23 protein-coding genes are annotated in these 25,881 nt (G+C 68.2%); 13 read left to right on the top strand and 10 right to left on the bottom strand.

Annotated features, from left to right (window positions below; all coding sequences use genetic code 11):
* Positions 1-29: 29 nt before the first annotated feature.
* Both FOF45_RS14495 and FOF45_RS14490 read right to left on the bottom strand, forming a co-directional pair.
* The gene (locus FOF45_RS14495; protein WP_158986066.1) at positions 30-1,076 is read right to left on the bottom strand and encodes a LysR family transcriptional regulator; all 1,047 of its coding nucleotides are present in this window, start codon (positions 1,074-1,076) and stop codon (positions 30-32) included.
* The gene (locus FOF45_RS14490) at positions 1,073-1,381 is read right to left on the bottom strand and encodes a sigma factor-like helix-turn-helix DNA-binding protein (RefSeq protein ID WP_158986064.1); all 309 of its coding nucleotides are present in this window, start codon (positions 1,379-1,381) and stop codon (positions 1,073-1,075) included. Before FOF45_RS14490 ends, FOF45_RS14495 begins: the two co-directional genes overlap by 4 nt.
* 134 nt (positions 1,382-1,515) lie before the next feature.
* On the opposite strand from FOF45_RS14490, the gene FOF45_RS14485 reads away from it, so the two are divergent.
* From FOF45_RS14485 to FOF45_RS14475, 3 genes are all read left to right on the top strand, one after another.
* Complete coding sequence (locus tag FOF45_RS14485; RefSeq protein ID WP_158986062.1) at positions 1,516-1,995, top strand: carboxymuconolactone decarboxylase family protein; 480 nt, start codon at positions 1,516-1,518, stop codon at positions 1,993-1,995.
* 68 nt (positions 1,996-2,063) lie between these two features.
* Positions 2,064-2,477 carry a cupin domain-containing protein gene (locus FOF45_RS14480; RefSeq protein WP_158986060.1) on the top strand — a complete coding sequence of 138 codons (414 nt, stop codon included), beginning with the start codon at positions 2,064-2,066 and terminating at the stop codon, positions 2,475-2,477.
* Between the two features lie 85 nt (positions 2,478-2,562).
* The gene (locus FOF45_RS14475; protein WP_158986058.1) at positions 2,563-3,453 is read left to right on the top strand and encodes an RNA polymerase sigma-70 factor; all 891 of its coding nucleotides are present in this window, start codon (positions 2,563-2,565) and stop codon (positions 3,451-3,453) included.
* Position 3,454: 1 nt separating this feature from the next.
* Here the strand turns inward: FOF45_RS14475 and FOF45_RS14470 are convergent, their stop codons facing one another.
* The gene (locus tag FOF45_RS14470) at positions 3,455-4,138 is read right to left on the bottom strand and encodes an HD domain-containing protein (protein ID WP_158986056.1); all 684 of its coding nucleotides are present in this window, start codon (positions 4,136-4,138) and stop codon (positions 3,455-3,457) included.
* A 232-nt stretch (positions 4,139-4,370) separates the two neighbouring features.
* On the opposite strand from FOF45_RS14470, the gene FOF45_RS14465 reads away from it, so the two are divergent.
* Both FOF45_RS14465 and FOF45_RS14460 read left to right on the top strand, forming a co-directional pair.
* Positions 4,371-5,192, top strand: a complete 822-nt coding sequence (locus FOF45_RS14465) for an alpha/beta fold hydrolase (protein WP_158986054.1) — start codon at positions 4,371-4,373, stop codon at positions 5,190-5,192.
* 87 nt (positions 5,193-5,279) lie between these two features.
* On the top strand, positions 5,280-7,379 hold the full coding sequence (locus FOF45_RS14460) for an NHL repeat-containing protein (protein WP_158986052.1): 2,100 nt from the start codon (positions 5,280-5,282) through the stop codon (positions 7,377-7,379).
* An 89-nt stretch (positions 7,380-7,468) separates the two neighbouring features.
* On the opposite strand, the gene FOF45_RS14455 is transcribed toward FOF45_RS14460, so the two are convergent.
* From FOF45_RS14455 to FOF45_RS14440, 4 genes are read right to left on the bottom strand one after another with little or no spacing between them, the layout of a single operon-like run.
* Positions 7,469-7,660, bottom strand: coding sequence for a hypothetical protein (locus FOF45_RS14455; RefSeq protein WP_158986050.1), 192 nt, complete (start codon positions 7,658-7,660; stop codon positions 7,469-7,471).
* Between the two features lie 51 nt (positions 7,661-7,711).
* Complete coding sequence (locus FOF45_RS14450) at positions 7,712-8,641, bottom strand: sugar phosphate nucleotidyltransferase (RefSeq protein ID WP_158986048.1); 930 nt, start codon at positions 8,639-8,641, stop codon at positions 7,712-7,714.
* Between the two features lie 10 nt (positions 8,642-8,651).
* Positions 8,652-9,914, bottom strand: coding sequence for a DUF6365 family protein (locus FOF45_RS14445; protein ID WP_158986046.1), 1,263 nt, complete (start codon positions 9,912-9,914; stop codon positions 8,652-8,654).
* Complete coding sequence (locus FOF45_RS14440; protein WP_158986044.1) at positions 9,911-11,167, bottom strand: DUF6365 family protein; 1,257 nt, start codon at positions 11,165-11,167, stop codon at positions 9,911-9,913. Before FOF45_RS14440 ends, FOF45_RS14445 begins: the two co-directional genes overlap by 4 nt.
* 244 nt (positions 11,168-11,411) lie before the next feature.
* Between FOF45_RS14440 and FOF45_RS14435 the strand changes: the two genes are divergently transcribed.
* Positions 11,412-11,768, top strand: a complete 357-nt coding sequence (locus tag FOF45_RS14435) for a helix-turn-helix domain-containing protein (protein WP_158986042.1) — start codon at positions 11,412-11,414, stop codon at positions 11,766-11,768.
* Positions 11,769-11,781: 13 nt separating this feature from the next.
* Here FOF45_RS14435 and FOF45_RS14430 read toward each other — a convergent pair whose 3' ends face one another.
* On the bottom strand, positions 11,782-13,653 hold the full coding sequence (locus tag FOF45_RS14430) for an ATP-binding cassette domain-containing protein (protein ID WP_158986040.1): 1,872 nt from the start codon (positions 13,651-13,653) through the stop codon (positions 11,782-11,784).
* Between the two features lie 85 nt (positions 13,654-13,738).
* Here FOF45_RS14430 and FOF45_RS14425 point away from each other — a divergent pair, with 85 nt between their 5' ends.
* Entirely contained in the window at positions 13,739-14,677 is a 939-nt protein-coding gene (locus tag FOF45_RS14425; RefSeq protein ID WP_158986038.1) for an oxygenase MpaB family protein, read from the top strand.
* 6 nt (positions 14,678-14,683) lie between these two features.
* Here FOF45_RS14425 and FOF45_RS14420 read toward each other — a convergent pair whose 3' ends face one another.
* Positions 14,684-16,243 (bottom strand): protein adenylyltransferase SelO, encoded by a 1,560-nt coding sequence (locus tag FOF45_RS14420; RefSeq protein ID WP_158986036.1) that lies wholly within the window; start codon positions 16,241-16,243, stop codon positions 14,684-14,686.
* A gap of 144 nt (positions 16,244-16,387) precedes the next feature.
* Here FOF45_RS14420 and FOF45_RS14415 point away from each other — a divergent pair, with 144 nt between their 5' ends.
* The 6 genes from FOF45_RS14415 to FOF45_RS14390 all read left to right on the top strand — a co-directional run bounded on the left by FOF45_RS14415 (position 16,388) and on the right by FOF45_RS14390 (position 23,700).
* The gene (locus FOF45_RS14415) at positions 16,388-17,785 is read left to right on the top strand and encodes a metal-dependent hydrolase family protein (RefSeq protein WP_199244492.1); all 1,398 of its coding nucleotides are present in this window, start codon (positions 16,388-16,390) and stop codon (positions 17,783-17,785) included.
* Between the two features lie 233 nt (positions 17,786-18,018).
* Complete coding sequence (locus tag FOF45_RS14410; protein WP_158986034.1) at positions 18,019-20,118, top strand: DEAD/DEAH box helicase; 2,100 nt, start codon at positions 18,019-18,021, stop codon at positions 20,116-20,118.
* A 30-nt stretch (positions 20,119-20,148) separates the two neighbouring features.
* Positions 20,149-21,024, top strand: a complete 876-nt coding sequence (locus tag FOF45_RS14405) for an EamA family transporter (RefSeq protein WP_158986032.1) — start codon at positions 20,149-20,151, stop codon at positions 21,022-21,024.
* Positions 21,025-21,085: 61 nt separating this feature from the next.
* Positions 21,086-21,853: a type 1 glutamine amidotransferase gene (locus FOF45_RS14400; RefSeq protein ID WP_158986030.1), complete on the top strand. Its 768-nt coding sequence runs from the start codon at positions 21,086-21,088 to the stop codon at positions 21,851-21,853.
* A gap of 101 nt (positions 21,854-21,954) precedes the next feature.
* Positions 21,955-22,515: a phasin family protein gene (locus tag FOF45_RS14395; protein WP_158986028.1), complete on the top strand. Its 561-nt coding sequence runs from the start codon at positions 21,955-21,957 to the stop codon at positions 22,513-22,515.
* A 213-nt stretch (positions 22,516-22,728) separates the two neighbouring features.
* Positions 22,729-23,700, top strand: coding sequence for a restriction endonuclease (locus FOF45_RS14390; protein WP_158986026.1), 972 nt, complete (start codon positions 22,729-22,731; stop codon positions 23,698-23,700).
* 53 nt (positions 23,701-23,753) lie between these two features.
* Here the strand turns inward: FOF45_RS14390 and FOF45_RS14385 are convergent, their stop codons facing one another.
* Positions 23,754-25,745, bottom strand: coding sequence for an SDR family oxidoreductase (locus FOF45_RS14385; RefSeq protein WP_158986024.1), 1,992 nt, complete (start codon positions 25,743-25,745; stop codon positions 23,754-23,756).
* Between the last annotated feature and the right edge of the window lie 136 nt (positions 25,746-25,881).

The following is a 25,881-nucleotide window of genomic DNA, read 5'->3' as shown; positions in this document are numbered from 1 at the left end:
TGGTGTTTCCCGCGATGCACCAATCGCGCTCACTGCGCGGCAACGGCCACGCGCTCGTGCTGCGGTTGCACGCCAATCGCGGCGTTCGCGTGGACGACATGAGTCATTTCCGCCGCGCAATCCAGGTTCATGGCGCGAACCTGCTGGGTGACGAAATCGATGAACACGCGGATGCGCTTGGGCAACTGCTTCCGGCTGAGGTAGCACAGGTAGTGGCCGCGATCGTCTGGCGCGAAGTGGTTCAGGCATGTCACCAGCTTGCCGTCGCGCAGCGCGTCGCAGACCTGGTATCCGGGCATCTGCGCCAACCCCTGCCCGTCCAACAGCGCCTGCAGGATCAGGTCGTCGTCGTTGAGCACGATGTCGCCCGACGGCATCACACTGCTTGCGTGGCCATCGACCTTGAAGTTCCAGCTGTCGAGCCGGCCGTTCGACAACCTGCGATTGATGCACGCGTGCGCCGACAGTTCGTCGAGCGAGGTGGGCAAGGGATGGCGGCGCGCGTACTCCGGCGACGCGCAGACCATCATCTGCATCGGGATCAGCTGCTTGGCGATCACCTGGCTGTCGTCCAGGCGTCCTTCGCGGAACGCGACATCGATGCGATCCACGGCCAGATCCATCGGACGCTCGTCGAGCAGCAGCTCGATCGCGATGTCGGGATAGCGCAGGCGGAACTCGCCCATCAATGGCGCCAGCACCTTGCGGCCGAAACCGTGCGGCGAGCTGATCCGCAACTGCCCGCGCGGCGGGCCGTCGCGCAGGTCGCGCATTTCTTCAAGCGCCTGCAGGATGCGTTCGACGCCGGGACGGCAGTTCTCGAAGAACACCTCACCTTCGCTGGTGAGCGAAGTGGAGCGCGTCGTGCGCGAGAACAGGCGCGCGCCGAGCTGGCCTTCCAGCTTCTGCACGCTGCGGCTCACCGCCGAACGGCCGACGCCGAGTCGATCGGCGGCGCGCGCGAAGCTGCCTTCGGTCGCGACCGTGATGAACGCGACGACGCCGGCATAGCTGGCGGAAAAACTGGAGGACAACGGATCCTGGCGATCCGGGACAAGGGGGGTAACGGCACTCATCGTGGGGGACTCTTCTGTTGGCCGCACAGCCCTGCCAGGCGTGACAGGGCATGTTCGCGGGCGTACTCGACATGGGTACGGCACACCTCCACTGGCTCGCCGATCATCCGTGCGATGTCGTCGTAGCTGGTTTCGAAGACTTCGTGGAGGAGGAAAGCAGCGCGCACGTCCGGCGCAAGCGCGTCGATCACCGCCATGAATTCCGACCAGACGCAATCGGCTTTCGATGGCAGCGATCCGGTCCCTGGTTCGTCACGGAGGTGGGTCATGAACCAAGGACGGACCAGCGAGGCGATCTGTGACACGCCATTGGTGCGCCGCACTCAACATCGCGCGTCCGCGCGCCGGTCTACCGGCACGCGCGCACGACTCCTAGATTGAGCGCCTGCCGGACGGATCCGCCGAGCCGGTTGCCACTACCTCGAATGGAGAGTCCGCCATGACCCAACGCCTCGATTACCAGCAGCAGTCGCCCGAACTTTTCAAGAAGTTCGTCGAGTTCAGCCTGCTGGCCCACAAGTCCTCGATCGAACAGTCGCTGCGCGACCTGGTGAACATCCGCGCCTCGCAGCTCAATGGCTGCGGATTCTGCCTGGACATGCACGTGAAGGAAGCCACGATCCACGGCGAACGTCCTCTGCGCCTGCACCACATCGCGTCGTGGCGCGAGTCGCAGTTGTTCATTCCGCGTGAACGCGCCGCGCTGGCGTGGACCGAAGCGTTGACCCAGCTTTCGCCGCTCGGCGTGCCGGACGAGATCTACGACCGCGTGCGCACGCAGTTCTCGGAGAAGGAAATCACCGACCTCACCTACGACGTGATGGCGATCAACGCCTGGAACCGCATCAACGTCGCCTTCCGCACCGTGCCGGGCACCGCCGACAAGGCCTACGGTCTGGACAAGGCCAACCTGTCGTGACGCCGCGTGCCGGGCACTGCGCGTGCCCGGCATCCACGACGCGCGATCGCAGAACGGGAGCACGCCCTATGCGCATTCACCTTTCCCTGTGCCTGCTCGCCCTGACGTGGTCGGGCAGCGCCGCGGCCCACGGCCAGCAACGCAGCGACGCCCCTCCCCCCGTCGTCACGCCGGTCATGACCGAGGCGCTGCCCGACTACCCCGGCAAGGAGGTGCTGATGATCACCGTCGAATACCCGCCGGGCGGAGCCGATCCGGTCCATCGCCACGACGCGCACGGATTCATCTACGTGCTCGAAGGCTCCATCGTGATGGGCGTGAAGGGCGGCAAGGAAGTCACGCTGACGCCGGGCCAGTCCTTCCACGAAGGGCCCCAGGACGTGCATACGGTCGGGCGCAACGCCAGCCGCGAGAAGCCGGCGAAGTTCCTGGTGTTCCTGCTCAAGGACGCGGGCGCGCCCGTGTTCACGCCGGTTCCCTGACCGGCCGTCGCCACGGTCCGGCGGGCACTCGTCCGCCGGACACCGGTTGCGTCACAATCGGGCCTCCTGGTCCGACCTTGTCTGTATGGAAGGCGCCACCGACATCTTCACTCGCCTGCGGCCCCGGCTGCTGGGCGTGGCCTACCGCATGCTGGGCTCCCTGGCCGAGGCAGAGGACGTCGTGCAGGACGTCTGGCTCGGCTGGAACGAGGCCGACCCGGCCACCATCTCCGATCCCGAAGCGTGGCTGGTCGTCGCAGCGACACGGCGTTCGATCGATCGCCTGCGCCGCGCCAGCGCGGATCGCGAACAGTACGTGGGCATCTGGCTGCCCGAACCGGTGCTCACCGAGGAAAGCCCGCCGACGCCGGAAGAGCTGCAGGAAGCCTCCAGCGACCTGTCGATCGCCTTCCTGACCGTGCTCGAACGGCTCGCACCGGAAGCACGAGCGGCGTTCCTGCTGCGCGAGGTGTTCGATGCCGATTACGACGACATCGCCGCCGCGCTCGACAAGAGCGAAGCCGCGTGCCGGCAGATCGTGCATCGCGCCAAGAGCCAGCTGCGCGAGGAACGCCCGCGCTACGTCGTCTCCGCGCAGGCGCACCAGCAATTGATGCGACGTTTCACCGAGGCCTGGTCCAACGCCGACTTCAAGGCGATGAAGACGATGATGGCCGAGTCCGCGACGCTCGTCGGCGACGGCGGCGGCATCGTCACAACGTTCCCGAAGCCGCTGGTCGGCGGCGACCGTATCGCCCAGCTGCTGTTCGCCTGCACCCTGCGCCACAAGGACGACCTGCGCCTGGAACTGACCACGATCAACGGCCACCTGGGCGTGTTGCGCTGGTTCGGCGACGAACTGGAATCGGCGCAGTTCTACGACACCGACGGCGAGCACATCCAGGGTGTCTACGTGCAGCGCAATCCGAACAAGCTGCGCCGGATCGCCGAACACCAGCGTCTGGCGCTGAACTGACTCACTCGTCGAACGGCGCGTTCATCAGCACATCGACCATCGACGCGGCGCGGTAGCCGGGCACGAAGCGTTCGCCGAAATCGCGCGCGAAGTTGTCGTACGTCGTGTCCGCGCGATGCTCGCACAGGCCACACACCGCCTTGGCGAAGCGCTGCTTCATCTCGAGCCGCGGGAACGCCGCGACGATGCGCGCGACCTGCTCGGCCGGCAGCGCCTCGATACCCCAGCCGCCCCAGTCGAGCGCGACGCCCAGCGTGCACAGCGCGGCTTCGGCTTCCTTGTGCAGGCAGATCGACGGCGTGGAGTTGAGCGCGATGCTGTCCCACACCAATTGCACGCGACGGGCATCGACGTCGAATCCGCGCAGGAACGCGCGCGCGGCGTTCGCGCCCTCGACCTCGAATCGCAGTGGGCCGTCGAACGATTCCGACAGTCCAAGGTCGTGCAGCAGCGCCGATACCGCGAGCACCTCCGCGTCGTACGGATCGCCATTGCGCTGTGCGATGGACTCGGCGAACAGCCACGACCGCATGACGTGGTTGAACAGGTACGCCTCGCAATGCGTGCGTGCGAATTCGATCGCTGCCGCGATCAGCGGCGTGTCGGGAACGGCGACGCCGGCCAGTTCGCGCGTGGCCCGCGGATGGCCAGACCCGGTTTCATCGACCCGATTCAACGATGGCATGGCGCTTCTCCTCGCGATGGCGATGCCACACCGTATGCCGCGCAGCTGAAGTCGCGGTAGGCCCTTGTCCATGCGCACCGTGTTGCCTTCGCGGCATCAATCCGTGTGCGTTCCCCGCCCGCCCATTCATTGATGCCCCGAACTCAACAGCGTGCGCCCGCGGGCGGAGCTACCCGCGATCGTGACGCCTTCCTATCGTGATCCCTCCCCCACCCGCACGAGGAATCGTGACATGCAATCGATCACCACGCAGGACGGCACCCGCATCGCCTACAAGGACTGGGGCACCGGGCAACCGATCGTCTTCCACCACGGCTGGCCGCTGTCCAGCGACGACTGGGACGCGCAGATGCTGTTCTTCCTCGCTCAGGGCTATCGCGTGATCGCCCACGACCGCCGCGGCCACGGCCGGTCCAGCCAGCCTTCCGGCGGCAACGACATGGACACCTACGCGGCCGACGTCGCTGCGGTCGTCGAACACCTGGACCTGCGCGATGCGATCCACGTCGGCCATTCCACCGGCGGCGGCGAAGCGACGCGCTACGTCGCGCGCCACGGCACGGGACGCGTGGCGAAGCTGGTGCTGATCGGCGCGGTGCCGCCGCTGATGCTCAAGACCGACGCCAATCCGGGCGGACTGCCGCGCGAGGTGTTCGACGGATTCCGGCAGCAGCTGGCCGCCAACCGTTCGGCGCTGTACTGGGACGTGCCGGTGCCGTTCTACGGCTTCAATCGCCCCGGCACGCCGGTGCTCGAACCGGTGCGGATGAACTGGTGGCGACAGGGCATGATGGGCGGCGCGAAGGCGCAGTACGAATGCATCGAGGCGTTCTCGGAAACCGACTTCACCGACGACCTCAAGCGCATCGAGGTGCCCACCCTGGTGATGCACGGCGACGACGACCAGATCGTGCCGATCGCGGACTCCGCGCTGCTGTCGGCGAAACTGCTGCGCAACGGCACGCTGAAGGTCTACAAGGGCTTCCCGCACGGCATGTGCACCACCCACGCCGACACGATCAACGCCGACCTGCTCGCGTTCTTCCGTAGCTGAGCGCTGCACGGCGTCGCCCGCGCCGCCTAGAATCGGGGTCCGTCACACGCGGCGCGAGCGATCGCGCCGCTTTCGCGAAGGCCCTGCATGACCCGTAACGCCTGGATCCTCCTGATCGTCGGCATCACCGGCGCGGCGGTTGCCGCGACCTTCCTGTTCGAGCGCACGCCGGAAAGAGCGCTGCCCGTCGTGCTCGGCCCCGCGCCGACGCCGGTCGGCTGGACTTCGCCCCTGCAGCTGCTCGCGGGCGACGGCGTGCAGGGATTGCGCGACGGCGCGGCGCTGCAGGCGCGATTCGCCGATCCGTACGGCGTGGCGGTATCGCGCGACGGCACGCTGTACGTCGCCGATGCAGGCGACAGCAATCGCATCAGGGTGGTGCGCGCGAATGGCACGGTTGCCACGCTGGCCGGGGCGGTCGAGGGCTTCGCCGATGGCGTGGGCGCTGCCGCGTCGTTCGACACGCCGTCGGGCCTGGCCATCGATGCGGCCGGGAACCTGTTCGTTGCCGACACCGGCAACCACGCGATCCGCAAGGTCACCCCGCAGGGCGTGGTGACGACGATCGCGGGCAACGGCATTCCCGGGTTCCGTGATGGCGCCGGCGCGCAGGCGCAGTTCGACGGCCCGATCGGAATAGACATCGGCCGCGATGGACGGCTGTATGTCGCCGACACCTACAACGACCGCATCCGCGTGATCGCGCGCGACGGCACGGTGGGCACGCTCGCCGGCGGTGACGCGCCCGGCGATCTCGACGGTCCCGGTGCGATCGCGCGTTTCGACACGCCGACCGGCGTCGCGGTGGATGCGATGAATCGCGTCTACGTTGCCGACCTGCGCAATAACGCGATCCGTCGCATCACGCCGCGCGGCGAAGTGAGCACGGTCGCACGCGGACTGCCCGACGACGGGCATCCTCCGGTGCATCGCCCGCTCAGCGTCGCGCTCGCGCACGATGGCGTGCTGTACATCGGCGAGTTGTACCGCGGCGGCCTCAACCAGCTCGCGCGCGACGGAACCGTGCGTCGCGTGACGCCGGACGCGCAGGCGCTGTCGCGACCGACCGGCCTGGCAGTCGCCGAAGACGGTACGGTGTTCATCGCTGACGAAAGCAGCTATCGCATCCATCGCGTCGTGCCGGAGGGTCATGCGACCGATCCGTCGCTGCTGGTCGTCGGCCCTGCGGCCGACACGCCGCTTCCCGCGACCGGCGGCCGCTGGCCACTGCGTCCGCAGGACGGTTGGCACGAAGTCGTCGGCACGCTCGGCGAAGTGCGCGGCAACTACCGCAAGGAAAATCGCGACCACCTGCACGGCGGTCTCGACATCCGGGGCGATGTGGGCCAGGAAGTCGTGGCCATCGCCGATGCGAAGGTCAGCAGCCCGACCGGTGCATGGGGCTTCGGCGACCTCGGCGAAGGCATCGCGCTCGACACGCTCAGCTACATCCACATGCGCGTAGGCCGCACGCCACGCGGCGACGTGCTCGATCCGCAACGCTTCCAGTTGCTCACCGGCGCCGACGGCAAGCCCGAACGCATCCGCGTGCGGCGCGGCACGCGCTTCGCCGTCGGCGATGTGCTCGGCACGATCAACCCGATGGCACACGTGCACCTGAGCGTCGGCGCCTACGGTTACGAGCGCAATGCCATCGCGCTGGGTTTCGCCCAGTGGGCCGACGCTTCACCGCCGCGCATCGACCGGATCGAACTGCTCGACCCGCAGGAACAGGCACTGACCACGAAGCAGGATGGACGCATCGTGCTTCCGCGCGATCTTCCGGGCGTGCAGATCGTGGTCGATGCCTGGGACCAGGTGGATCGCAACCTGCCACGCCGCCGGCTCGGTCTGCACGCGCTGGGCTACCAGTGGCTCGATGTCGCGGGCGCGCCCCTGCCCGGCTACGAACAGCCGCGCATGAACATCGAGTTCAACCGAATGCCGGCCGATCCGGAGGCGGTGAAGATCGCGTACGGCCCTGACAGCGGAATCACCGTGCACGGCAGCGCGATCACCCGCTTCCAGTACCTGGTGACCAACACCGTGCGCGACGGCCAGCTCGCGCGCGGCGCGTGGAATCCCGCCGAACTTCCGGCCGGCGACTACGTGCTGCGCATCACCGCGCGCGATTACAGCGGCAACGTCGCCAGCACCGGGCGCGATCTCGCCGTACGCGTGCGGTAATCCGCTCCGCGCGGGCGACGGGCGGAGTTCCTCCGATCCGGTGCAGGCGTCGTCCGTGACGCCTGCACCGGCGGGTCGGCCGCATCCTGCTACCGGCCCAGGCCCTTGATGCGATCGGCAAGCGCCTCTTCCAGCTGCCTCATCTGGGCGATCTGCGCTTCGAGCACCATGCGGTTGCCCGCGATGATCCTTTGGGTCAACTGCAGCGACTCCTTGTCCTTGATCACGGAAAGCACCGTGACAAGGTCGATCCCCCTGTAGATATCAACCGGCGTGGTCATCACCAACCTCCTGAGGTTCGTCCATTCAACGCAATTCGCACCCGCACACACTCACCTGCCTACTGCGACAACTCCCATCGTCGTGGCCAGCGCGTTCTCGATGCACGCACGCGCTGCGACCCGCGCCCGCGGGAAAACCACCACGTTGTTCAGCCGCGCGCCGGATCCGATCCGCGCTTGCGGTCCCACCACGACATTGACCAGTTCGGCGCTCGGATCCACTGATGCCGAGGCGGCGAAGAAGCGCGTTTCGCGATGCCGCTCCAGCCACTCCATATTGCAGACCAGCACGTCCATCGGATACGTGAGGTTGTGGTCCCACACCGGCATCACTTCGGCGCGGAGCGGATGCCCGTCGCGCGCGAACATGTCCAATGACACCGTGAGTTCGTATTCGTCCCGCAGGCACGTGCGCGGCGTCCGGGAGATGTAGTCGAAGATTTCCGGCTGCAATGCGTACAGCCCGCAACCCTTGAGGTTCCCGGCAGGCCTCACGGGCTTTTCGACCAGACAGGACACGAGGTTTCCTGCACCCAGTCGCAGCTCGCAGCTCTGGACGATCAGGCCCGCGTCCGGTTCCTGTTTCGCCAGGATCGCCGATACACCTTCGTCGAGGCGCTGGATCATGCGTCGCGGTTCGTCGGCGATGAAGAAGTAGTCGCCCAGCAGCAGCAGAAACGGACCGCACAGCTTCGACCGCAACTGCGCGACCGCGTGTGCGATGCCGAGCTGGGTGGACTGGACGACGTAGGTCACGCGTAACCCGTAGGCCGTTCCGTCGCCCACGAAAGCTTCGACATCCGAACTGCGATGGCCGACCACCACATGCACCTGCTCCACTCCGATCGAGCGGAGCATGTGCAGGTGGTGGCCGATGATCGGTTCGTCGCCGACCGGCAGCAGCGCCTTCTGCACCTGCGTGCCGAGGTTTCCCATGCGGCTGCCTCTGCCCGCAGCCAGGATCACAGCCGGATAGCTCATGATCGTTTCCTCATGCCGCCACGAGCGCTTCGAGCACACTCGCGCCATCGGCCACGCGGCCGAGGCGATCGACGTAACGTTGCTGGTGTTCGCGCAGTGCGCCGCGCTCGGCCTCGCCGTTCAACAGGCCGGCGATCCGCTCCGCCGTGTCGGCTCCACCGAAGACTTCGAGTTCCGCGAACGCGCGGGTCAGACTGTTGTCCTTGTACAGGACGATCTCTTCGAGGAGACCGCCCGTGTCGGTGGGATAGCAGTCGTAGGGGAAGACGGTGCCGGGGCGATCCTGTTCCATCGCAAGCACGACCTTGCGCACGCCCGCTTCGCACCGGTCGAGCAGGTCCAGGATGCCGTAGCTGTTCTTGAGCACGGCGGCCGGACGCAACCCGCACACCGCTTTGCCCATCGATATCGACACACGGTTTTCGGTCAGCAGAAGATCCGCGCTGAGCAGCAGCTTGTCGAACTGCGCCGGGGCGAGCTGCTGGATGTTGACGAGCTCGACGCCATTGCCGGATCTCGGCTGCAGGAGGCTGCCGTTGTTCAGCGCGACGATCCGCACCCGCCGCCCCACGGACGACAGGTACGCGTGCAGCAGTTCGCCCAGGTGGCGGTAGAAAGACAGCCCGTAGCTTTCCACGGACTCCCAGGCCCATTTCGACACGATGTGCAGCACGACGAACTCGTCGGCGTCGCATCCCAGTTCCAGGCGGGCGGCGTTGCGCTCCGCGTCCGGAATCGACAGCGGCACGTCCCAGTATCGGAAGGGACTTCCCTTGCGTCCCTCGACGCTGTCCGGCTCGTGCATCGGACAGGGCAGCATGATCTTCATGCGCGGCGGGATCGGTCTGAAGCGATGGTAGGCGTGGCACAAGTGCGGCGGGCCCATGAAGATGCCCATTTCCCGTTGCGCGAACCCGAAGTGGTCGAGCGTCACCAGGCACGCGTCGGAATCGCACAGCGCCTCTTCCCATCCCGGCTCGGCAGCCAGCGGAACCACGCCGGTCCTGAGGAACATCAGCGGATAGTCGGCGAAGACGATCGCGTCGGCGCGGAAGTCGCGCCGCAGGCGAGTCCAGGTCTCGACGTTCTCCGGCCCATCCAGCCCGAGCACGGTCAGCGCATCGGCGAAATCGCCGGAAAGGAACGCCGCGGCAAAAGGCGATGCGGCGAAGTGGACGCGGTGGCCGCGCTGGACCAGCGACCGTCCCAGGTACCGGGCCGTGACGGTCTCGCCTGAGCCTCCTTCGACGGGCGCGACGATCAGTACGTTCATGCGAGCGCCATCCGAAGGCTTTCGTACGGGCCGGGCAGCGCGTCGAGCGCGCCGTTGTAGGCGTGTCGCGCACTGGCGAGCACGTCATTGCCATCGCCGTCGAGCAGGTCGGCGAGTACTTCTCCGGAATTGTCTCCTCCGAACATCTCCACGCGTGCGTACGCGCGCCGGAATCCGGGATTGCGGTCCATCCCGAGCCGGTGCAGGTCGTCCTTGCTCCAGACCGGAAACACCTCCCACGGAAAGACGGAACCGATGCGCTCGCGTTCCATCGCATTCGCCCAGCGCACGCCCGTGTCGTCGCCGATATCGTGCAGCTCGGACAGACAGTGGCTGTTGACCAGCGCCGCGCACGGTCGTCGCAACTGGATCGCCTTGCCCATCGCGGACGAAACGACGTTGTCGGTGAGCACGAGATCGGCCGCGCCGACGAGGCGCTCGAAGCGATCGACCGGCAACGGGGGAAGCGCGATACCCCTCACGCCCTCGCCCGCTTCGTCGTCGGTAACGGCGTTCATCATCGCCACGGCCACCGGTCGATCCAGCGCGTGCAGCGCGTCGCGAAGGATCGGCAGCACGTATCGATGGTGCGGGAGGCGCAGGTCGTCCGCGATCCTGCTCGCCCATGCGGGCGTCGAGTACAGCACCAGCAGTTCGTGTTCGGCGACGCCGAGTTCCTGCCGTGTCGTCCTTGCTTCGTCGATCGTTCCAGCGGTGCCGGACCAGCTTCGGAACGCGATGCCTTCCGGACGCTGCGCGCTTGCTGGATCGTGGATCGGGCACGGCAACAGCACGCGCATGCCGGGCGGCAGCCGGGCCGTCACCTCCAGCGCGAACGTCATGTGCGGCGGACCGAAGGGAATGATGCGTCCTTCCGCACTGGCGAGTCCGAGGTGGTCGAACGTGACGAGCGCGGCATCCAGCCGCTCCAGCGCCAGCGCCCAGGCTTCGTCCGCGAGCGGTGCGACGCCGCTGGAGTGGAACATCAACGGATAGTCGGCGAAGACGATGGCGTGCGGCGCCGAGATCGCCAGTGCGTGCTTCCACAGCGCGCGATTGGCTTCGAGCGAATCCGTCAGCGCCAGCACCGCACCGCGTATCCGCGACTGCGCAACGCGACGAAGCGCGCCTCCCGCCAGCAGCACGCATTCATCGCCGTTACGCTCGATGGCTTCCGCCATGTGCAGCAGAGTGATCGCCTCCCCGCTCGAGAGCAGGCTCGGCGCGACCAGCAGGAACCGGTGAGTTCGCATTACGGCTTCCCGTCCGCCTCGACGCAGCCCATACGCAGGTCAGAACGCGAAACCTACCGGCAATCGAACGTCCTATCCGGACGGCGTACGGCGTTTGCCGCTAAGTACCGCTTCCGGAGCAAGGCGGAACTGCCGCCCGATCCGCCCCACGCGATGGACGGCAGGGTCTCTGTCCAAAATGCCGGCAGTATCGCTGTCTGTTCAGCGGCACTTCCGCGGGTTCATGGCCACAAGGAACGCATCCATGAGCATGTCAATCAGGATCCGGCGCGCCCGGACGCAAGCGCTGCTGACACAGGCTGAACTGGCCCGTCGCCTGGGCGTCCAGCGAAGCGCGGTGACCCAGTGGGAACGCGATGCGGGAACGCGGCCCAGCGTCGAGCATCTTTCACAGATCGCCTGCGAGACCAGCGTCCATTTCGAGTGGCTTGCCACGGGACGAGGGCCGCTTTGCACCGACGACGATGCATTCGTCGATGCCGTGGTCGTGCAGGACTACGCGCGCGACGATCTGGAAGGCCGGGTCCTGGTCGCGTTGCGTCGCATCACGCCGCGCAAGCGCGAGGCGGTCGCGCGGATCGTGGAACTGCTGTCGTCGTGACGGTCGTCGACGCCTAGCCTTCCAGCTCGTTCCAGCGCTCGTACGCGGTGTCGAGCTCGGCCTGCGTCTTCGCCAGCAGGTCGGTGTGCGCGGTGATCGCGGCGCCGTCGCGCTGGTAGAACGCGGGATCGTTCATCTGCGCGGTGAGTTCGGCCACGCGCGTTTCCAGGGTTTCGATGCGCACCGGCAGCTGTTCCAGCTCGCGCGCGTCCTTGTAGCTGAGCTTCTTCTTCGGCACCGCGACGGGCGCGGGTGCACTCGCCGGCGCGACGACGGGCTTCGCCTGCGACGCGGGTACGGACTGCACCGGACGCTGGCGCAGCCAGTCGGAATAGCCGCCGACGTATTCGCCGACGCGGCCGTCGCCTTCCATCACCAGCGTCGAGGTCACGACGTTGTCGAGGAAGTCGCGATCGTGGCTGACCAGCAGCAGCGTGCCGGGATAGTCGCCGAGCAGTTCTTCCAGCAGCTCCAGCGTTTCCACGTCTAGGTCGTTGGTCGGTTCGTCCATCACCAGCAGGTTGGACGGCTGCGCGAACAGCTTGGCCAGCAGCAGGCGGTTGCGCTCGCCGCCGGACAGGCGGGTGATCGGCGCGCGCGCGCGTTCGGGCGTGAACAGGAAATCCTGCAGGTAGCCGATGACGTGCTTGGACTTGCCGCCGACCTCAACGAACTCGCGACCCTCGGCGACGTTCTCCAGCGCGTTCCAGTCCTCGCGCAGCGTGGCGCGGTACTGGTCGAAGTACGCGACCTGCAGGTTGCTGCCGAGCTTCACCTCGCCTGCGTCGGGCTTCAGCTCGCCCAGCAGCAGCTTGATCAGGGTGGTCTTGCCGCTGCCGTTGGGGCCGATCAGGCCGATGCGGTCGCCGCGGAAGATCGTGGTGGACAGATCGCGCATCAGCACGCGCTCGCCGAAGGCGAAGTCGACGCCCTTGGCTTCGATCACCTTCTTGCCCGAGGCCTCGCTCTGGGCGAAATCCATCTTGACGTTGCCGGACAGCTCGCGCCGCTCCGAGCGCTCCACGCGCATCTGCTTGAGCCGGCGCACGCGGCCTTCGTCGCGCGTGCGGCGCGCCTTGATGCCCTGGCGGATCCACACCTCTTCCTGCGCCAGCAGCTTGTCGAAGCGCGCGTTCTCCTGCGCCTCGGCGTTGAGGCGTTCCTCGCGACGGCGCAGGTAGTTGTCCCAGTCGCCGGGCCAGCTGGTCACCTGTCCGCGGTCGATCTCGACGATGCGCGTGGCGAGCGAGCGTAGGAAACGGCGGTCGTGGGTGACGAACAGCAGCGCGCCCTGCCAGCCCTTCAGGAACGTTTCGAGCCAGTCGATGGCCTCGATGTCGAGATGGTTGGTCGGCTCGTCAAGCAGCAGCACGTCCGGCGCGGACACCAGCGCGCGCGCCAGCAGCACGCGGCGCTTCATGCCGCCGGACAGGCGCGCGAACACCGCATCGCCGTCGAGGTCGAGCCGCTGCAGCGTCTCGGTCACGCGCTGGTCCAGCGACCAGCCCTGTGCGTCCTCGATCTTCTGCTGCACCTTCGCCAATGCATCGGTGTCGACATGTTCGGCGTGGCTGAGGTGGTGGTACTGCGCCAGCCATGCGCCCAGTTCGCCCAAACCGCCGGCCACCACGTCCCACACGTCGCCCTCGGCGCCGGCCGGGACTTCCTGCTCCAGCCGCGCCACGCGCACGCCGCCCTCGCGACGGATCTCGCCGTCGTCGGGATGGATTTCACCCGCGATCAGGCGCATCAGCGTGGACTTGCCGGCGCCGTTGCGGCCGATCAGGGCGATGCGTTCGCCGGGTTCGATGGACAGGACGACGTCGTCCAGCAGCAAAGGGCCGCCGACGCCGTAGTCGACGTTGTTCAGGGTGATCAGGGGCATGCCGCCATTCTACCCGCACGGGCCGCAACGCTCTGTCCGTCATGCGTCACAGCCATGCGGGCTTCGCCCGTGGGATGATCGGCGCATGCCCCTCACGCGTGCCCTCACCGCACCGGCCGCCGCCCGCATCCGCCATTGGGTGCTCTCGGCATTCCCGCGTGGACAGAGCGGCATCGATTACGACCACCCAGCCAGCGATCCCGGCCTGTTCGGTCCGGACAGCGTCACCTGGCGCGTGCATTCGGATTTCCCCGGCATGCTCTCCGGCGGCCTGTGCGCGCTGATGCTGCAGACCCTGCATCCACTGGCACTGGCCGGCGTGTGGGACCACTCGAACTTCCGCACCGACCTGATCGGACGCCTGCGCCGCACCACCAACTTCGTCGCTGGCACCACCTACGCGTCGAAGCCGGAAGCGCGCAAGCTGATCGAGCGCGTCGCCGCGATCCACGCCCAGGTTCACGGCGCCACGCCGGACGGTCGCGACTACCGCGCCGACGATCCGGATCTGCTGACCTGGGTGCACGTCACCGAAAGCTACGGCTTCCTCGAAGGCTTTCGCCGCTATTCGCCTCTGCCACTGCCCGAAGGCGCGGCCGACCGCTATTACGACGAAGTGCGCCGCGTCGCGCAGGCGCTTGGCGCGCGCGACGTGCCGGCGTCGGAGGCGCAGGTGCGCGCGTACTTCGAACGCGTCCAGCCGCAGTTGCGCTACGACGGACGTTCGCGCGAAGTGCTGGAGGTGCTGTCGCGGATCGACTTGCCGGTGCCGGCGCCCGCGACCACGCGCGACCTGTTCCTCGGCGCGGGCGCGGCGCTGCTGCCCGAATGGGCCGCGATCAGCCTGAAACGCACGTCGTGGCAGAACAGCCAGGCGATGCTCTCGGCGCGGGCGCTGCGGGCGATCGCGCCGCTGTTCCGCATCGCGCTCAGCGATGGCGTCGCGCCACGTGCCTGCCGGCGCGTGGGCCTGTCGCCCGACCTGCTGGAACGCTGGCCGCGCGAGCCCGCGGTCAGCGCCTGACCGGCCTCAGGAACTGCACGACAGCATCGAGCATCCCGCACGTTCGCGCGCCCAGTCCGGGCGGCGGCGTGCGTAGGCCTCGCGACCGGGCTGGTCCTCGTAGGGCCGTCGCATGACTTCGAGCAGCTCCGTCACGCCGTCCATGTCGCCCTGCGTGGCGCGGTCGATGGCTTCCTGCGCGAGGTAGTTGCGCAGCACGTAGCGCGGGTTGGCCGCGTCCATGCGTGCGCGCCGGACGTCCTCGGGCAGATCCTGCCGCGACAACCGCGCGTGGTAGCGCGCGAACCACTCGCGCAACGCGGGCTCGACCGCTTCGCGCCGCTCCGGATCGTAGAACGCTTCGTCAAGGCGCTCGAAGTCCGGCGCACTCGCATCGACAGCGGCCAGGCCCCGGAAGAACAGCGTCATGTCGATCTCGCCGTCGGTCATCAGCGCCTGCAGCGACTGCATCAGCGCGGTGTCGTCGTCGCGGCATTCGTCCAGGCCGAGCTTGCCGGCGGTGTTGGCGCGGTCGGCCTCCATGTAGCGCGAAACGAACCGGCGCAACCCGTCCTGCAACGGGGTCACGTCGTCGAACAGCAGCGACAGCGAGCCGGCCAGGCGGCCCAGATTCCAGTACGCCACCTGCGGCTGCTGGCCGTAGCGGTAGCGGCGCTGGTGGCGGTCGGTGGTGTTGGGCGTCCAGCCCGGGTCGAAGTTGTCGATCCAGCCGTACGGGCCGTAATCGATGGTCAGGCCGAGGATGGACATGTTGTCGGTGTTCATCACCCCATGCACGAAGCCGACCCGGATCCAGTGCGCGACCATCACCGCCGTGCGCTCGCACACCTCGGCGAACCAGTCCGCGTAGAGCGGCTGGCCGCGACCGCGCAGGTGCGGGAAATCGCGGCGGATGCAGAAGTCGGCGAGCTGGCGCAACAGCTCGGCGTCGTTGCGCGACGCCGGCAGCTCGAAATTGCCGAAGCGGATGAACGAGGGCGCGACGCGGCACACCACGGCGCCGGGTTCCATCTCGGGATGGCCGTCGTAGAACATGTCGCGCTCGACCGACTCGCCGGTGCCGACCAGGCTCAGCGCGCGCGTGGTCGGGACACCGAGGTGGTGCATCGCCTCGCTGCACAGGAATTCGCGGACCGACGAACGCAGCACGGCGCGACCGTCGGCATTGCGCGAGTACGGCGTCAGGCCGGCGCCCTTGAGTTGCAGTTCCCAACGTTCGCCGGCGGCGTTGATCATCTCGCCCAGCGTGATCGCGCGGCCGTCGCCGAGCTGCCCCGCCCAGGTCCCGAACTGGTGCCCACCGTAGTTGGCCGAGAACGGCTCCATGCCCGGCAGCAACGCGTTGCCGCCGAACACTCGCGCGAACTCCGGCGAGGCCACGTCCGTCTCGGTGAAGCCCAGCCGCCGCGCCATGTCGACCGAATGCGCCAGCAGCCGTGGTGCCGCCACCGGCGTGGGCTGCACGCGCGAATACGCCGCCCCGTGCACCTGGCGTATGCCCGGTGCAAGGTCGGGATCACCGGGCAGGTCGCGTACGAAGCGATTGTCGAAATGCGGATTCAGCATGACGCCCGAGATGGAGGCGCGCGCGGCGCGGGACAAGCCGGTCGATGAGGCCGATCCAGTCTGCGACGGCGGAGCCGGTCGCAGTCGGCGCGGCCGCGAAGCCCGTATGCTGCGGTTCATGTCGCCAACAAGGGAACCGACCGCATGACCTCGCAACGTCGCACGCACGCCGCTTCGCACCACTGGATGCGCACTCTGGGCTGGGCCTTGCTCCTGCCCTGCGCGCTGCCGGTGCTGGCGCAGGATGCCTCGCCGGCGACGTCGTCGTGCAGCGTGGTCCAGGCCGGCCGCCTGCTCGACCGCCCGGGACATGCCGCACGCGGCTCGATCACGGTGCTGGTCTGCGCGGGCCGCGTGCGCGCCGTGCGCGACGGCTTCGTCGATGCCGCGGCATTTCCCGAGGCAGGCGCGCAGGCCGTCGTGATCGACCTGCGCGATCGCTTCGTGCTCCCGGGCCTCATCGACAGCCACGTGCACCTGACCTCGGACAAGGCCGGCGTGGAAGGCCAGCTCGAAGGCATCAGCAAGGGCGTCGCCGACCACGCCTACGAGGCCGCGGTGAACGCGCGCAAGACGCTGGACGCCGGTTTCACCACCGTGCGCAATCTCGGCGACGAGGACGGCGTGACGCTGGCCCTGCGCGACGCGGTGGCCGCGGGCAAGCTGCCGGGACCGCGCATCGTCGATGCAGGCACGCCGATCTCGACCACCGCCGGGCACATGGACCCGACCCTGGGTTTCCGCGACGACCTGCATGCCGCGCTGGACGTGCACGGCAACACCTGCGACGGCGTCGAGGCCTGCCGCAAGGCGGTGCGCCGGCAGATCGCGCGCGGCGTGGACGTCATCAAGATCGCCACCACCGGCGGCGTCAACAGCCGCATCGGCGCAGGGCTCGGGCAGCAGATGTTCGACGACGAGGCGCGCGCGATCGTCGAGACCGCGCACCTGTACAAGAAGAAGGTCGCGGTGCACGCGCACGGCGCCGACGGCATCGCCCTGGCCCTGCGCGCCGGCGCCGATTCCATCGAGCACGGCACGCTGATGGACGACACCGACCTGAAGCTGCTGCGCCAGACCGGCGCGTACTACGTGCCCACGCTGTCCACGGTCAACGGCTACAAGGAGCGGCTGGCGAGGAATCCCGACGCCTACACCGGCGAAGTGCGGCAGAAGATCGAATGGCGCATCGGCATCACCGGCCAGGCACTGGAGCGCGCGGTGCCGGCGGGCGTGAAGATCGCCTTCGGCACCGATGCCGGCGTCAGCCTGCACGGACGCAACGCGGACGAGTTCGAGCTGATGGTCGCGCACGGCATGACGCCGATGACCGCGATCCAGGCCGCCACGGTCAACGCCGCCGACCTGCTCGGCCTCGCCGACGAGGTGGGCTCGCTGGAACCGGGCAAGCGTGCCGACCTGATCGCAGTGTCCGGCGATCCGCTGCACGACGTGACGACGCTGAAGCGGGTCGAGTGGGTGATGAAGGATGGACGCGTGGAGAAGGACGTGCGCGCTGGCGCAGCGCTGGGAATCCGCTGAAGTCCCGCCTCGCATCCCGCTGAACCACGTAGCCGTCATCCCGGCCACGTAGCCCGGGTAAGCGCACGCGCATCGGGGAAGCGGTGCGCGGAACGCCCGGGTGCGACTTAGCCTTACCCGGGCTACGCGCGAACGTGCGCTGAGAAAACCGCACTACACGGCCGGCACACGCCCCTCGGTTACACTATTCGGTCTTCCGACCGGCGTACGCCGGCGCTGCCGAGTCCTCCCCCATGAGCGCCGAGTCGCCCAGCTCGAACGATGCCCCGTCCCTAAAATTCACCGATCTCGCCCTGCCCGAGCCGCTGCTGCGCGCGCTGGCCGATGTCGGCTACGAGTCGCCTTCGCCCATCCAGGCCGCGACCATCCCGCCGCTGATCGAAGGCCGCGACGTGCTCGGCCAAGCCCAGACCGGTACCGGCAAGACCGCGGCATTCGCGCTGCCCGTCCTCGCCCGCATCGAGCCGGGCAAGCACAAGCCGCAGGCCCTGGTTCTGGCGCCGACGCGCGAACTGGCGATCCAGGTCGCCGAAGCGTTCCAGAAGTACGCCCACCACCTGCCCGGCTTCCACGTGCTGCCGATCTACGGCGGCCAGAGCTACTACCCGCAGCTGCAGGCGCTCAAGCGCGGCGTGCAGGTCGTGGTCGGCACCCCCGGCCGCGTCATCGACCACCTCGAACGCGGTTCGCTGGACCTGTCGGAGCTACGCTGCCTCGTGCTCGACGAAGCCGACGAGATGCTGCGCATGGGCTTCATCGACGACGTCGAGGCGGTGCTGAAGAAGACGCCGGAGTCGCGCCAGGTGGCGCTGTTCTCCGCGACCATGCCGCCGCCGATCAAGCGCATCGCCCAGACCTACCTGAAGGATCCGGTCGAGGTCTCGATCAAGGCCAAGACCACCACCGCCGCGAACATCCGCCAGCGCTACTGGTCGGTCAGCGGCATGCACAAGCTCGATGCGATCACGCGCATCCTCGAAGCCGAGCCGTTCGACGCGATGATCGTGTTCGCGCGCACCAAGCAGTCCACCGAGGAACTGGCCGAGAAGCTGGCCGCACGCGGCATCGCCGCGGCCGCGATCAATGGCGACGTGCAGCAGGCGCAGCGCGAGAAGACCATCCAGAACCTCAAGGACGGCAAGATCGACGTACTCGTCGCCACCGACGTGGCCGCGCGCGGCCTCGACGTGGAGCGCATCAGCCACGTGCTGAACTACGACATCCCGTACGACACCGAGAGCTACGTCCACCGCATCGGTCGCACCGGCCGCGCCGGGCGCAAGGGCGAGGCGATCCTGTTCGTCACCCCGCGCGAGCGCGGCATGCTGCGCGCAATCGAGCGCGCCACGCGCCAGCCGATCGAACCGATGTCGCTGCCGTCCGTGGAGACCGTCAACGAGCAGCGCGTGAACCGCTTCCTCGGCCGCATCACCACCGCGCTGGAAAGCGACGGGCTGGGCCAATTCCGCGAACTGGTCGAACGCTACGAGCGCGAGAAGAACGTGCCGGCGGTGGAAATCGCCGCGGCGCTGGCGCGCCTGGTGCAGGGCGACATGCCGCTGTTGCTGGACGTCACCGCCGAACGGCTGCGTCCGCACACGCAGGCGGGCTTCGAATCGCGCGACCCGCGCGATGCCGGCCCGCGCGACCGCCGCGATTCGCGCTACGGCCGCGACGCCGCGCCGCGTGCGCCGCGCGACGATCGCCCCGCGCGCAGCGACCGTTACGAGCGTCCGGAACGCAGCGAGCGTCCGCAGCGCGAGTCGACGCACACCGCCCCGCCTGCCTATGAGCGCCCGGTGATCGAACGTCATGTCGAGCGCCAAGGCGAACGCGACGAGCGCCCGATCAACGCCGCCGAGGCGATGTTCGACGACGCGCCGATGCGGCACGAACCGCGTCCGCCGCGCGAACCCCGCGAATCGCGTGACACGCGCGCACCGGACGTCGGCATGGAGACCTTCCGCATCGAGGTCGGCCACATGCACGGGGTCAAGCCCGGCAATATCGTCGGCGCCATCGCCAACGAGGCCGAGCTGGAAAGCCGCTACATCGGCCGCATCGACATCCGCGACGACCACAGCCTGATCGACCTGCCCGAAGGCATGCCGCGCGAGGTCATGGATCACCTCAAGCGCGTGCGCGTGGCGGGACAGCCGCTGCGCATCAGCCGTCCGGGCGAGAGCGGCGGTGGCGGCGCAGGCGGTTACGGCCAGCGGCCGCACGGACGCCACGCGCGCGAGTTCGACGACGAACGCCGTCCGCCGCGCGGCCCGCGTCCGCCCGGCGGCCCGCACCGTCCCGGCGGTTTCCACAAGCCCAAGCCGCGCTGACGAACGCCGCCACCGACGCATGAGGGCCGGATGCACCTGATCGTGTTCAGCGCGCTGTGCAGCGTGCTGGTGTCGGTGGTGCTCAAGCTCGCGCCGCGTGCGCGGCTCGATGTCGCCCAGCTGGTCACCTGGAACTATCTGGCGGCCAGCGTCCTGTGCGCCTGGCTGCTGCGTCCGTCGCTGGACACGCTGTCGCAACCGCACGCGCCGTGGGCCGCATTGCTGGGGCTGGCGGTCGTGCTGCCGTCGCTGTTCCTGGTGCTGGCCGCGTCGGTGCGCAGCACGGGCATCGTGCGCACCGATGTCGCCCAGCGGCTGTCGCTGCTGCTGTCGCTGCTGGCCGCGTTCGCGCTGTTCGGCGAACGGGTCGATGGACAGCGGTTGCTCGGACTGGGGCTGGGCCTGCTCGCCGTCGCCGGCATCGTGGTGCGACCCGACGCATCGCAGAACGACAGCGCGACGCCCGCGTGGCAAGGCTGGGCGCTGCTGCTGACGGTATGGGTCGGTTTCGCGCTGGTCGACGTGATGCTCAAGACCATCGCGCTGGCCGGCACGCCGTCGGTCGCGGCGCTGCAGGTGGCGTTCGTCCTCGCCTTCGTGCTGATGCTCGCCGCACAGGCGTGGCGCGCGATACGCAGGCGCACGCGCTGGAGCTGGCGCAACCTCGGCGCGGGCCTGCTGCTGGGCGCGCTCAACTTCGGCAACATCGTCTTCTACGTGCGCGCGCACCAGGCGCTGTCGGACCATCCTTCGGTCGTGTTCGCGACGATGAACATCGCCGTCGTGGTGCTGGGCACTGCGGTCGGCGTGCTGGCGTTCGGCGAGAAGACCCACCGCTGGAACCGCCTCGCGATCGCGCTGGCGATCGTCGCGATCGTGGTGATCGCCACCGCCCCACGCGCCTGAGCGCCTCGGATTTGGCATAGTCGCGCCATCCCTTCGCGGCCACGGGCCGCCGCTGTCCGCCATGCCGCGCCTGCTCGTCTTCCAACACGTCGCCGCCGAACCGCTGGGCACGCTGGACCGGTTGATCCGCCGGCGCGGGCATCGCATCCGCTTCGCCAATTTCGAGCGCCAGCCGGACTTTGAACCCAACGTCGACCGCTATCGCGGGCTGGTCGTGCTGGGCGGGCCGATGAACGTGGAGGACCAGGCCCAGCGCCCCCACCTGCGCACGGAATTGCGCGCGATCGAACGCATGCTCGAACAGGGCAAGCCGGTGCTCGGCATCTGCCTGGGGGCGCAGCTTCTCGCCCACGTGCTCGGTGCGCCTGTGCGTCGCCATCACGAACCGGAGATCGGCTGGTATCCGCTGCGCACCACCGATGCCGGCCGCACCGATCCGGTGCTGTCGCCGCTGGGCGAGATCGCGCCGGTGTTCCAGTGGCACCGCTACAGTTTCGACGTGCCCCGCGACGCCGTGCACCTGGCCCGCACCGACGGCTGCGAGCAGCAGGCGTTCCGTTACGGCGAGAACGCCTACGGCTTCCAGTTCCACCTGGAGATGGACCAGCCGCTGATCGAGCGCTGGCTGGCCAATCCGGCCTATCGCCAAGAGCTGGCGGAGCTCGGCGGACTGGATCCCGCCCGCGCCGACGAGGCCGCGATCCGCGAGCACACCCGTCGCCACATCGCCGGCATGCAGGCGCAGGCGGACGAGGTTTTCAACCGGTTCCTCGACCTCATCGGCCGACCGCAACGACGCTACACCCTGCCTTCACGCGAGTGGGTCTGAGGTGCGGGGGACGCATCGCGTTCGTCCCTTGGTGTGAAAGCTCTAGACCCCCGGGCGAAGGTGAGCGCATCTGAGGCCCATCACCTTTCGAGGGAACGCGCATGGCGAAGTTCAAGAAGGCGACCAAGAAGACCGCTTCGGGCGGACGCGGCAAGGCCAGCAAGGCCGATGCCCAGCAGCAGGCCGAGCAGCTTTCGCGCTCGCTGAGCGAATCGGCGCAGCAGATCTGGCTGGCCGGCGTGGGCGCGTTCTCGCGCGCGCAGGCCGAAGGCACCAAGCTGTTCGACGCGCTGATCAAGGAAGGCATGACCCTGGAACAGACCGCGCGCCGTTTCGCCGGCGGCCAGGCCGATGCGGTCCGCGACGTGGTCGGCGGCAAAGTCGGCCAGGCGCGCGAGCGTGCAGCCGATACCTGGGACCGGTTGGAGAAGGTGTTCGAGGATCGCGTGCAGCGCTCGCTGGTGAAGCTGGGCGTGCCCGGCCGCGAAGACCTCAACGAACTCGCCAATCGCGTCGACGCGCTCACCGCCGAACTGCGTCGCCAGGGCGGTGCGCCCGCACGCAAGACCAGCGCGCGCAAGGCGCCGGCCAGCAAGGCCGCCAAGCGTCCAGCCGCGCGCAAGTCGCCGCGCAAGGCAACCCGGCCTGCATCCTCGAGCTGATCGTTTTCCGCTTCACCGTCCGGTCCCGCGCCGGGCGTTCCAACAAGCCCGCCAGTCCGCGTCTCCGTATGCTCCCCTCCCCTTACGGTTTCGGACTGGCGGGCTTTCTCATGTCCGCGGGCGGCCGCTGCCCGCGCCCTCGTGATGCGCGCCACACGGATCGCCATCGGCCTCGCGTATAGTCCGCGCCAGCCACGACGACGCGAGTTGCGCATGCCCGACGGTTTCTCCCTGACGATTGCCCTGCTGGTCACGGTGTTTGCGGGTGCTCTGGCAACGACCTATCTCTGGCTGGTGCGACAACGGCAGGCCGAGACCGCCGCCGGCATCACCGCACTCGCGGAAATGCGCTGGCGCGAGTTCGCGCGACTGGTGGTCGAAGCGCTGCAGGTGCGCGGATTCGAAGCCGAATCGCTGGACCAGTCGCTCGATCAGGGACCGCAAGCGGAAATCCGCCTGCGTCGCGAAGGCCGCACCTGGCTGCTGGTCAGCAAGCTCGCGGGCGCACGCTCCCGCCTCGCGTCCGCCAACATCCGCGAACTCGCGGACGCCGTGCGCTTCCAGAACGCCGCGGGCGGTGTGCTCGCCACGCCGGCGCGGATCGACGCGGACGCGCGAAAGTCCGCCGGTGCGCTTGAGCTGTACGACGGCGAATCGCTGTGGTCGCTGGTCGGCCCGATGCTGCCGCAGGCATTGCACGACGACCTGACCGCCAACGCACGCAAGCGCGGCGCGAAGGAAACCGCGATCGTATGGGGTGGCGCGATCGTCCTTGGATTGCTGCTCGGGCTCGTGCCTGCGTTGTTGCCGGAAGGCGACACCGGCAGCGAGGCCGTTTCTGCCGCACCCGCCGCCCCAGTGCCCGCACCGCGCCCCGCGTCGGTCGCGCCGGCCGCAGCGGAGCCTGCGCTCGGTGTCGCCGCACCGGCGGATCCGAACCGCGACCAGTTCGAGCGCGGCGAAGTGATCAATGCCGTCGCCGCCCTGCCCTGGGTCGAACGCGTGCTGTGGTCGACCAGCTCGACCCTCGTCGTCCAGCAGCGCGAGGACGTCGACCACGCGCAGATCCAGGAAATCTGCGGCGTCCTGCGCCGCTACGACACCCTGCGCGCCTCGCGGCTGCAGCTGCAGCCGCCGGCGGGCAGCGACCGCAAGGTGCGCTTCCTGCAATGCCAGGCGTACTGATCGATTGACGCTGTCGTCTCCCTGGCGGGAGACGACAGTTCCTCGTGGCGTACCTACCAGTGCACGCCGCGCATCAGCGCCGCGAACGCGATCTGCTCGCTGCTGGGTTTCACTTCGCCCCGGAGCGCCTGCTTGTCGCCACGCGCGGCGGCGGAGTCGGGGAACAGTTCGAACGCGGTGCTCATGATCACTTCGTATGCCTTCGGCGCGATCGCGTTGATCACCGAAGCGAAGATGCCCAGGCGCGTGGCGATGCGACTCGGGCGCTCGATGATGCCCTTCACCACCAGGTCCGCGGCCTCGTCCGGCGTGAGCGTGGGCACGCTGTCGTACATCTTGGTCGGTGCGATCATCGGCGTCTTCACCAACGGCATGTTGATGGTGGTGAAGCAGATGCCCTTGCCGGACAGCTCGCCCTGCGCGCAGCGGCTCCATGCGTCCAGCGCGGCCTTCGACGCGACGTAAGCGGAGAAACGCGGCGAATTCGCGAGCACGCCGATCGAACTGATGTTGATGATGTGACCCTTGCGCCGATGGGTCATCACAGGCAGGAAGCCCATGATCAACCGCAGGCTGCCGAAGTAGTTCAGCTGCATCGTGCGCTCGAAATCGTGGAAGCGGTCGTAGCTCAGCTCGATCGAACGGCGGATCGAACGACCGGCGTTGTTGACCAGCACGTCGCAGCGACCGTGTTCCTCCAGCACCTTCTTCACCAGACGATCGCAATCGTCCATGTCGGCCAGGTCCGCGGTGTAGGCGAAGACCTTGCCGCCGGCGGCGTTCATCGCGTCGCGGGCCTTGAACAGCTCCTCTTCGCCGCGCGCGACGATGACCGTGATCGCGCCCGCCTCGGCCACGCGCTGCGCGGTCGCCAGGCCGATGCCCGAGGAGCCGCCTGTGATCACCACCACCTTGTTGCGCACCTTGCCTTTGAGCGTGCGGTCGACGAACAGGTCGGGATCGAGGTAACGCTCCCAGTAGTCCCACAGCCGCCACGCATACGTTTCCAGCGGCGGAACCTGGATGCCGCTGCCCTTGAGTGCGCGCTCGGCTTCGCGGTTGTCGAAGCGCGTGGGATAGGTGATGAACTTCATCACCTGCTTGGGGATCTTGAAGTCGCGCAGCAGCATGCCGATGAAACGCCGGACCGGCGGCAGGTTCGCCACCGCGCCGCGCACGCTGCCGGGGATGAAGGCGAACATGCGCGCATCGATGCGCATGGTCATCTCCGGCGAATGGCCGGCACGCGCGAAGGTGTTGAGCACCTCGCCCACGCGCATGGGCTCCGGATCGGACAGGTGGAAGCAGTGGCCATCGAGACGCGGCTTGTGCGCGATGTGGTCCATCGCGTCGACCACGTAATCCACCGGCACGATGTTGATGCGCCCGCCTTCCAGGCCGAGCATCGGCATCCACGGCGGCAGCATCTGCCGCAGCTTCTTGAGGAAGGTGAAGAAGTAATAGGGACCATCGATCTTGTCCATCTCGCCGGTCTGCGAGTGACCCACGACCATGCCCGGCCGGTAGATGCGCCACTTCACGCGCGTTTCCCTGCGCACCAGCCCTTCGGAATCGTGCTTGGTGCGCAGGTAGGGATCGTCCAGGCCTTCGGCTTCGTCGAACATGTCCTCGCGGAACACGCCCGGATACAGGCCGGCAGCGGCGATCGAACTGGTGTGGTGGAAGACCTCGGCCTTGATCGCGGCGGCGAGGTCGAGCGCGTGTTGCGTGCCGTCGATGTTGGCTTCGCGCTGGGCCTCGGGCTTGGCGGTGAGGTCGTAGATCGCGGCGAGGTGGAAGAAGTGCTTCACCTTGCCGCCCAGCGTGCGGATCTGCGCGGCGCTGACGCCGCACTTGTCCTGCGTCATGTCGCCTTCGATCGGCACGACGCGCTTGGCGTCCCATCCCATCTTCTTGGCGATGGCATCGAACTTCTTGCGCGAATCCTTGCGCACCAGCACGTAGACCGTGCCCTTGCGCTTGAGCAGCTTGCCGACGAGGAAACGGCCGATGAATCCGGTGGCGCCGGTGACGAAGTAACTCATGACCTACTCCCTGACCCTGAGCTGCCGCCGCGCGGCGATGCCCTTACGTTGCCAGAGCCGATGCCCCGCCACAATTCCCGAGCGTATTGACCACCCCGACGGTGCGTGCGGTAATGCCGGCACCGTCTCGGCCGCC

Source organism: Lysobacter panacisoli (assembly GCF_009765165.1).
Taxonomy (GTDB): domain Bacteria; phylum Pseudomonadota; class Gammaproteobacteria; order Xanthomonadales; family Xanthomonadaceae; genus Lysobacter_J; species Lysobacter_J panacisoli.
This window is presented reverse-complemented; position numbering and strand designations above follow the sequence as displayed.

Bases quoted from the DNA above. Each gene is read 5' to 3' on its own strand.
- FOF45_RS14495 (WP_158986066.1), bottom strand. From the start codon at position 1,076: ATGAGTGCCGTTACCCCCCTTGTCCCGGATCGCCAGGATCCGTTGTCC.
- FOF45_RS14485 (WP_158986062.1), top strand. From the start codon at position 1,516: ATGACCCAACGCCTCGATTACCAGCAGCAGTCGCCCGAACTTTTCAAG.
- FOF45_RS14480 (WP_158986060.1), top strand. From the start codon at position 2,064: ATGCGCATTCACCTTTCCCTGTGCCTGCTCGCCCTGACGTGGTCGGGC.
- FOF45_RS14475 (WP_158986058.1), top strand. From the start codon at position 2,563: ATGGAAGGCGCCACCGACATCTTCACTCGCCTGCGGCCCCGGCTGCTG.
- FOF45_RS14470 (WP_158986056.1), bottom strand. From the start codon at position 4,138: ATGCCATCGTTGAATCGGGTCGATGAAACCGGGTCTGGCCATCCGCGG.
- FOF45_RS14465 (WP_158986054.1), top strand. From the start codon at position 4,371: ATGCAATCGATCACCACGCAGGACGGCACCCGCATCGCCTACAAGGAC.
- FOF45_RS14460 (WP_158986052.1), top strand. From the start codon at position 5,280: ATGACCCGTAACGCCTGGATCCTCCTGATCGTCGGCATCACCGGCGCG.
- FOF45_RS14455 (WP_158986050.1), bottom strand. From the start codon at position 7,660: ATGACCACGCCGGTTGATATCTACAGGGGGATCGACCTTGTCACGGTG.
- FOF45_RS14450 (WP_158986048.1), bottom strand. From the start codon at position 8,641: ATGAGCTATCCGGCTGTGATCCTGGCTGCGGGCAGAGGCAGCCGCATG.
- FOF45_RS14445 (WP_158986046.1), bottom strand. From the start codon at position 9,914: ATGAACGTACTGATCGTCGCGCCCGTCGAAGGAGGCTCAGGCGAGACC.
- FOF45_RS14440 (WP_158986044.1), bottom strand. From the start codon at position 11,167: ATGCGAACTCACCGGTTCCTGCTGGTCGCGCCGAGCCTGCTCTCGAGC.
- FOF45_RS14435 (WP_158986042.1), top strand. From the start codon at position 11,412: ATGAGCATGTCAATCAGGATCCGGCGCGCCCGGACGCAAGCGCTGCTG.
- FOF45_RS14430 (WP_158986040.1), bottom strand. From the start codon at position 13,653: ATGCCCCTGATCACCCTGAACAACGTCGACTACGGCGTCGGCGGCCCT.
- FOF45_RS14425 (WP_158986038.1), top strand. From the start codon at position 13,739: ATGCCCCTCACGCGTGCCCTCACCGCACCGGCCGCCGCCCGCATCCGC.
- FOF45_RS14420 (WP_158986036.1), bottom strand. From the start codon at position 16,243: ATGCTGAATCCGCATTTCGACAATCGCTTCGTACGCGACCTGCCCGGT.
- FOF45_RS14415 (WP_199244492.1), top strand. From the start codon at position 16,388: ATGACCTCGCAACGTCGCACGCACGCCGCTTCGCACCACTGGATGCGC.
- FOF45_RS14410 (WP_158986034.1), top strand. From the start codon at position 18,019: ATGAGCGCCGAGTCGCCCAGCTCGAACGATGCCCCGTCCCTAAAATTC.
- FOF45_RS14405 (WP_158986032.1), top strand. From the start codon at position 20,149: ATGCACCTGATCGTGTTCAGCGCGCTGTGCAGCGTGCTGGTGTCGGTG.
- FOF45_RS14400 (WP_158986030.1), top strand. From the start codon at position 21,086: ATGCCGCGCCTGCTCGTCTTCCAACACGTCGCCGCCGAACCGCTGGGC.
- FOF45_RS14395 (WP_158986028.1), top strand. From the start codon at position 21,955: ATGGCGAAGTTCAAGAAGGCGACCAAGAAGACCGCTTCGGGCGGACGC.
- FOF45_RS14390 (WP_158986026.1), top strand. From the start codon at position 22,729: ATGCCCGACGGTTTCTCCCTGACGATTGCCCTGCTGGTCACGGTGTTT.
- FOF45_RS14385 (WP_158986024.1), bottom strand. From the start codon at position 25,745: ATGAGTTACTTCGTCACCGGCGCCACCGGATTCATCGGCCGTTTCCTC.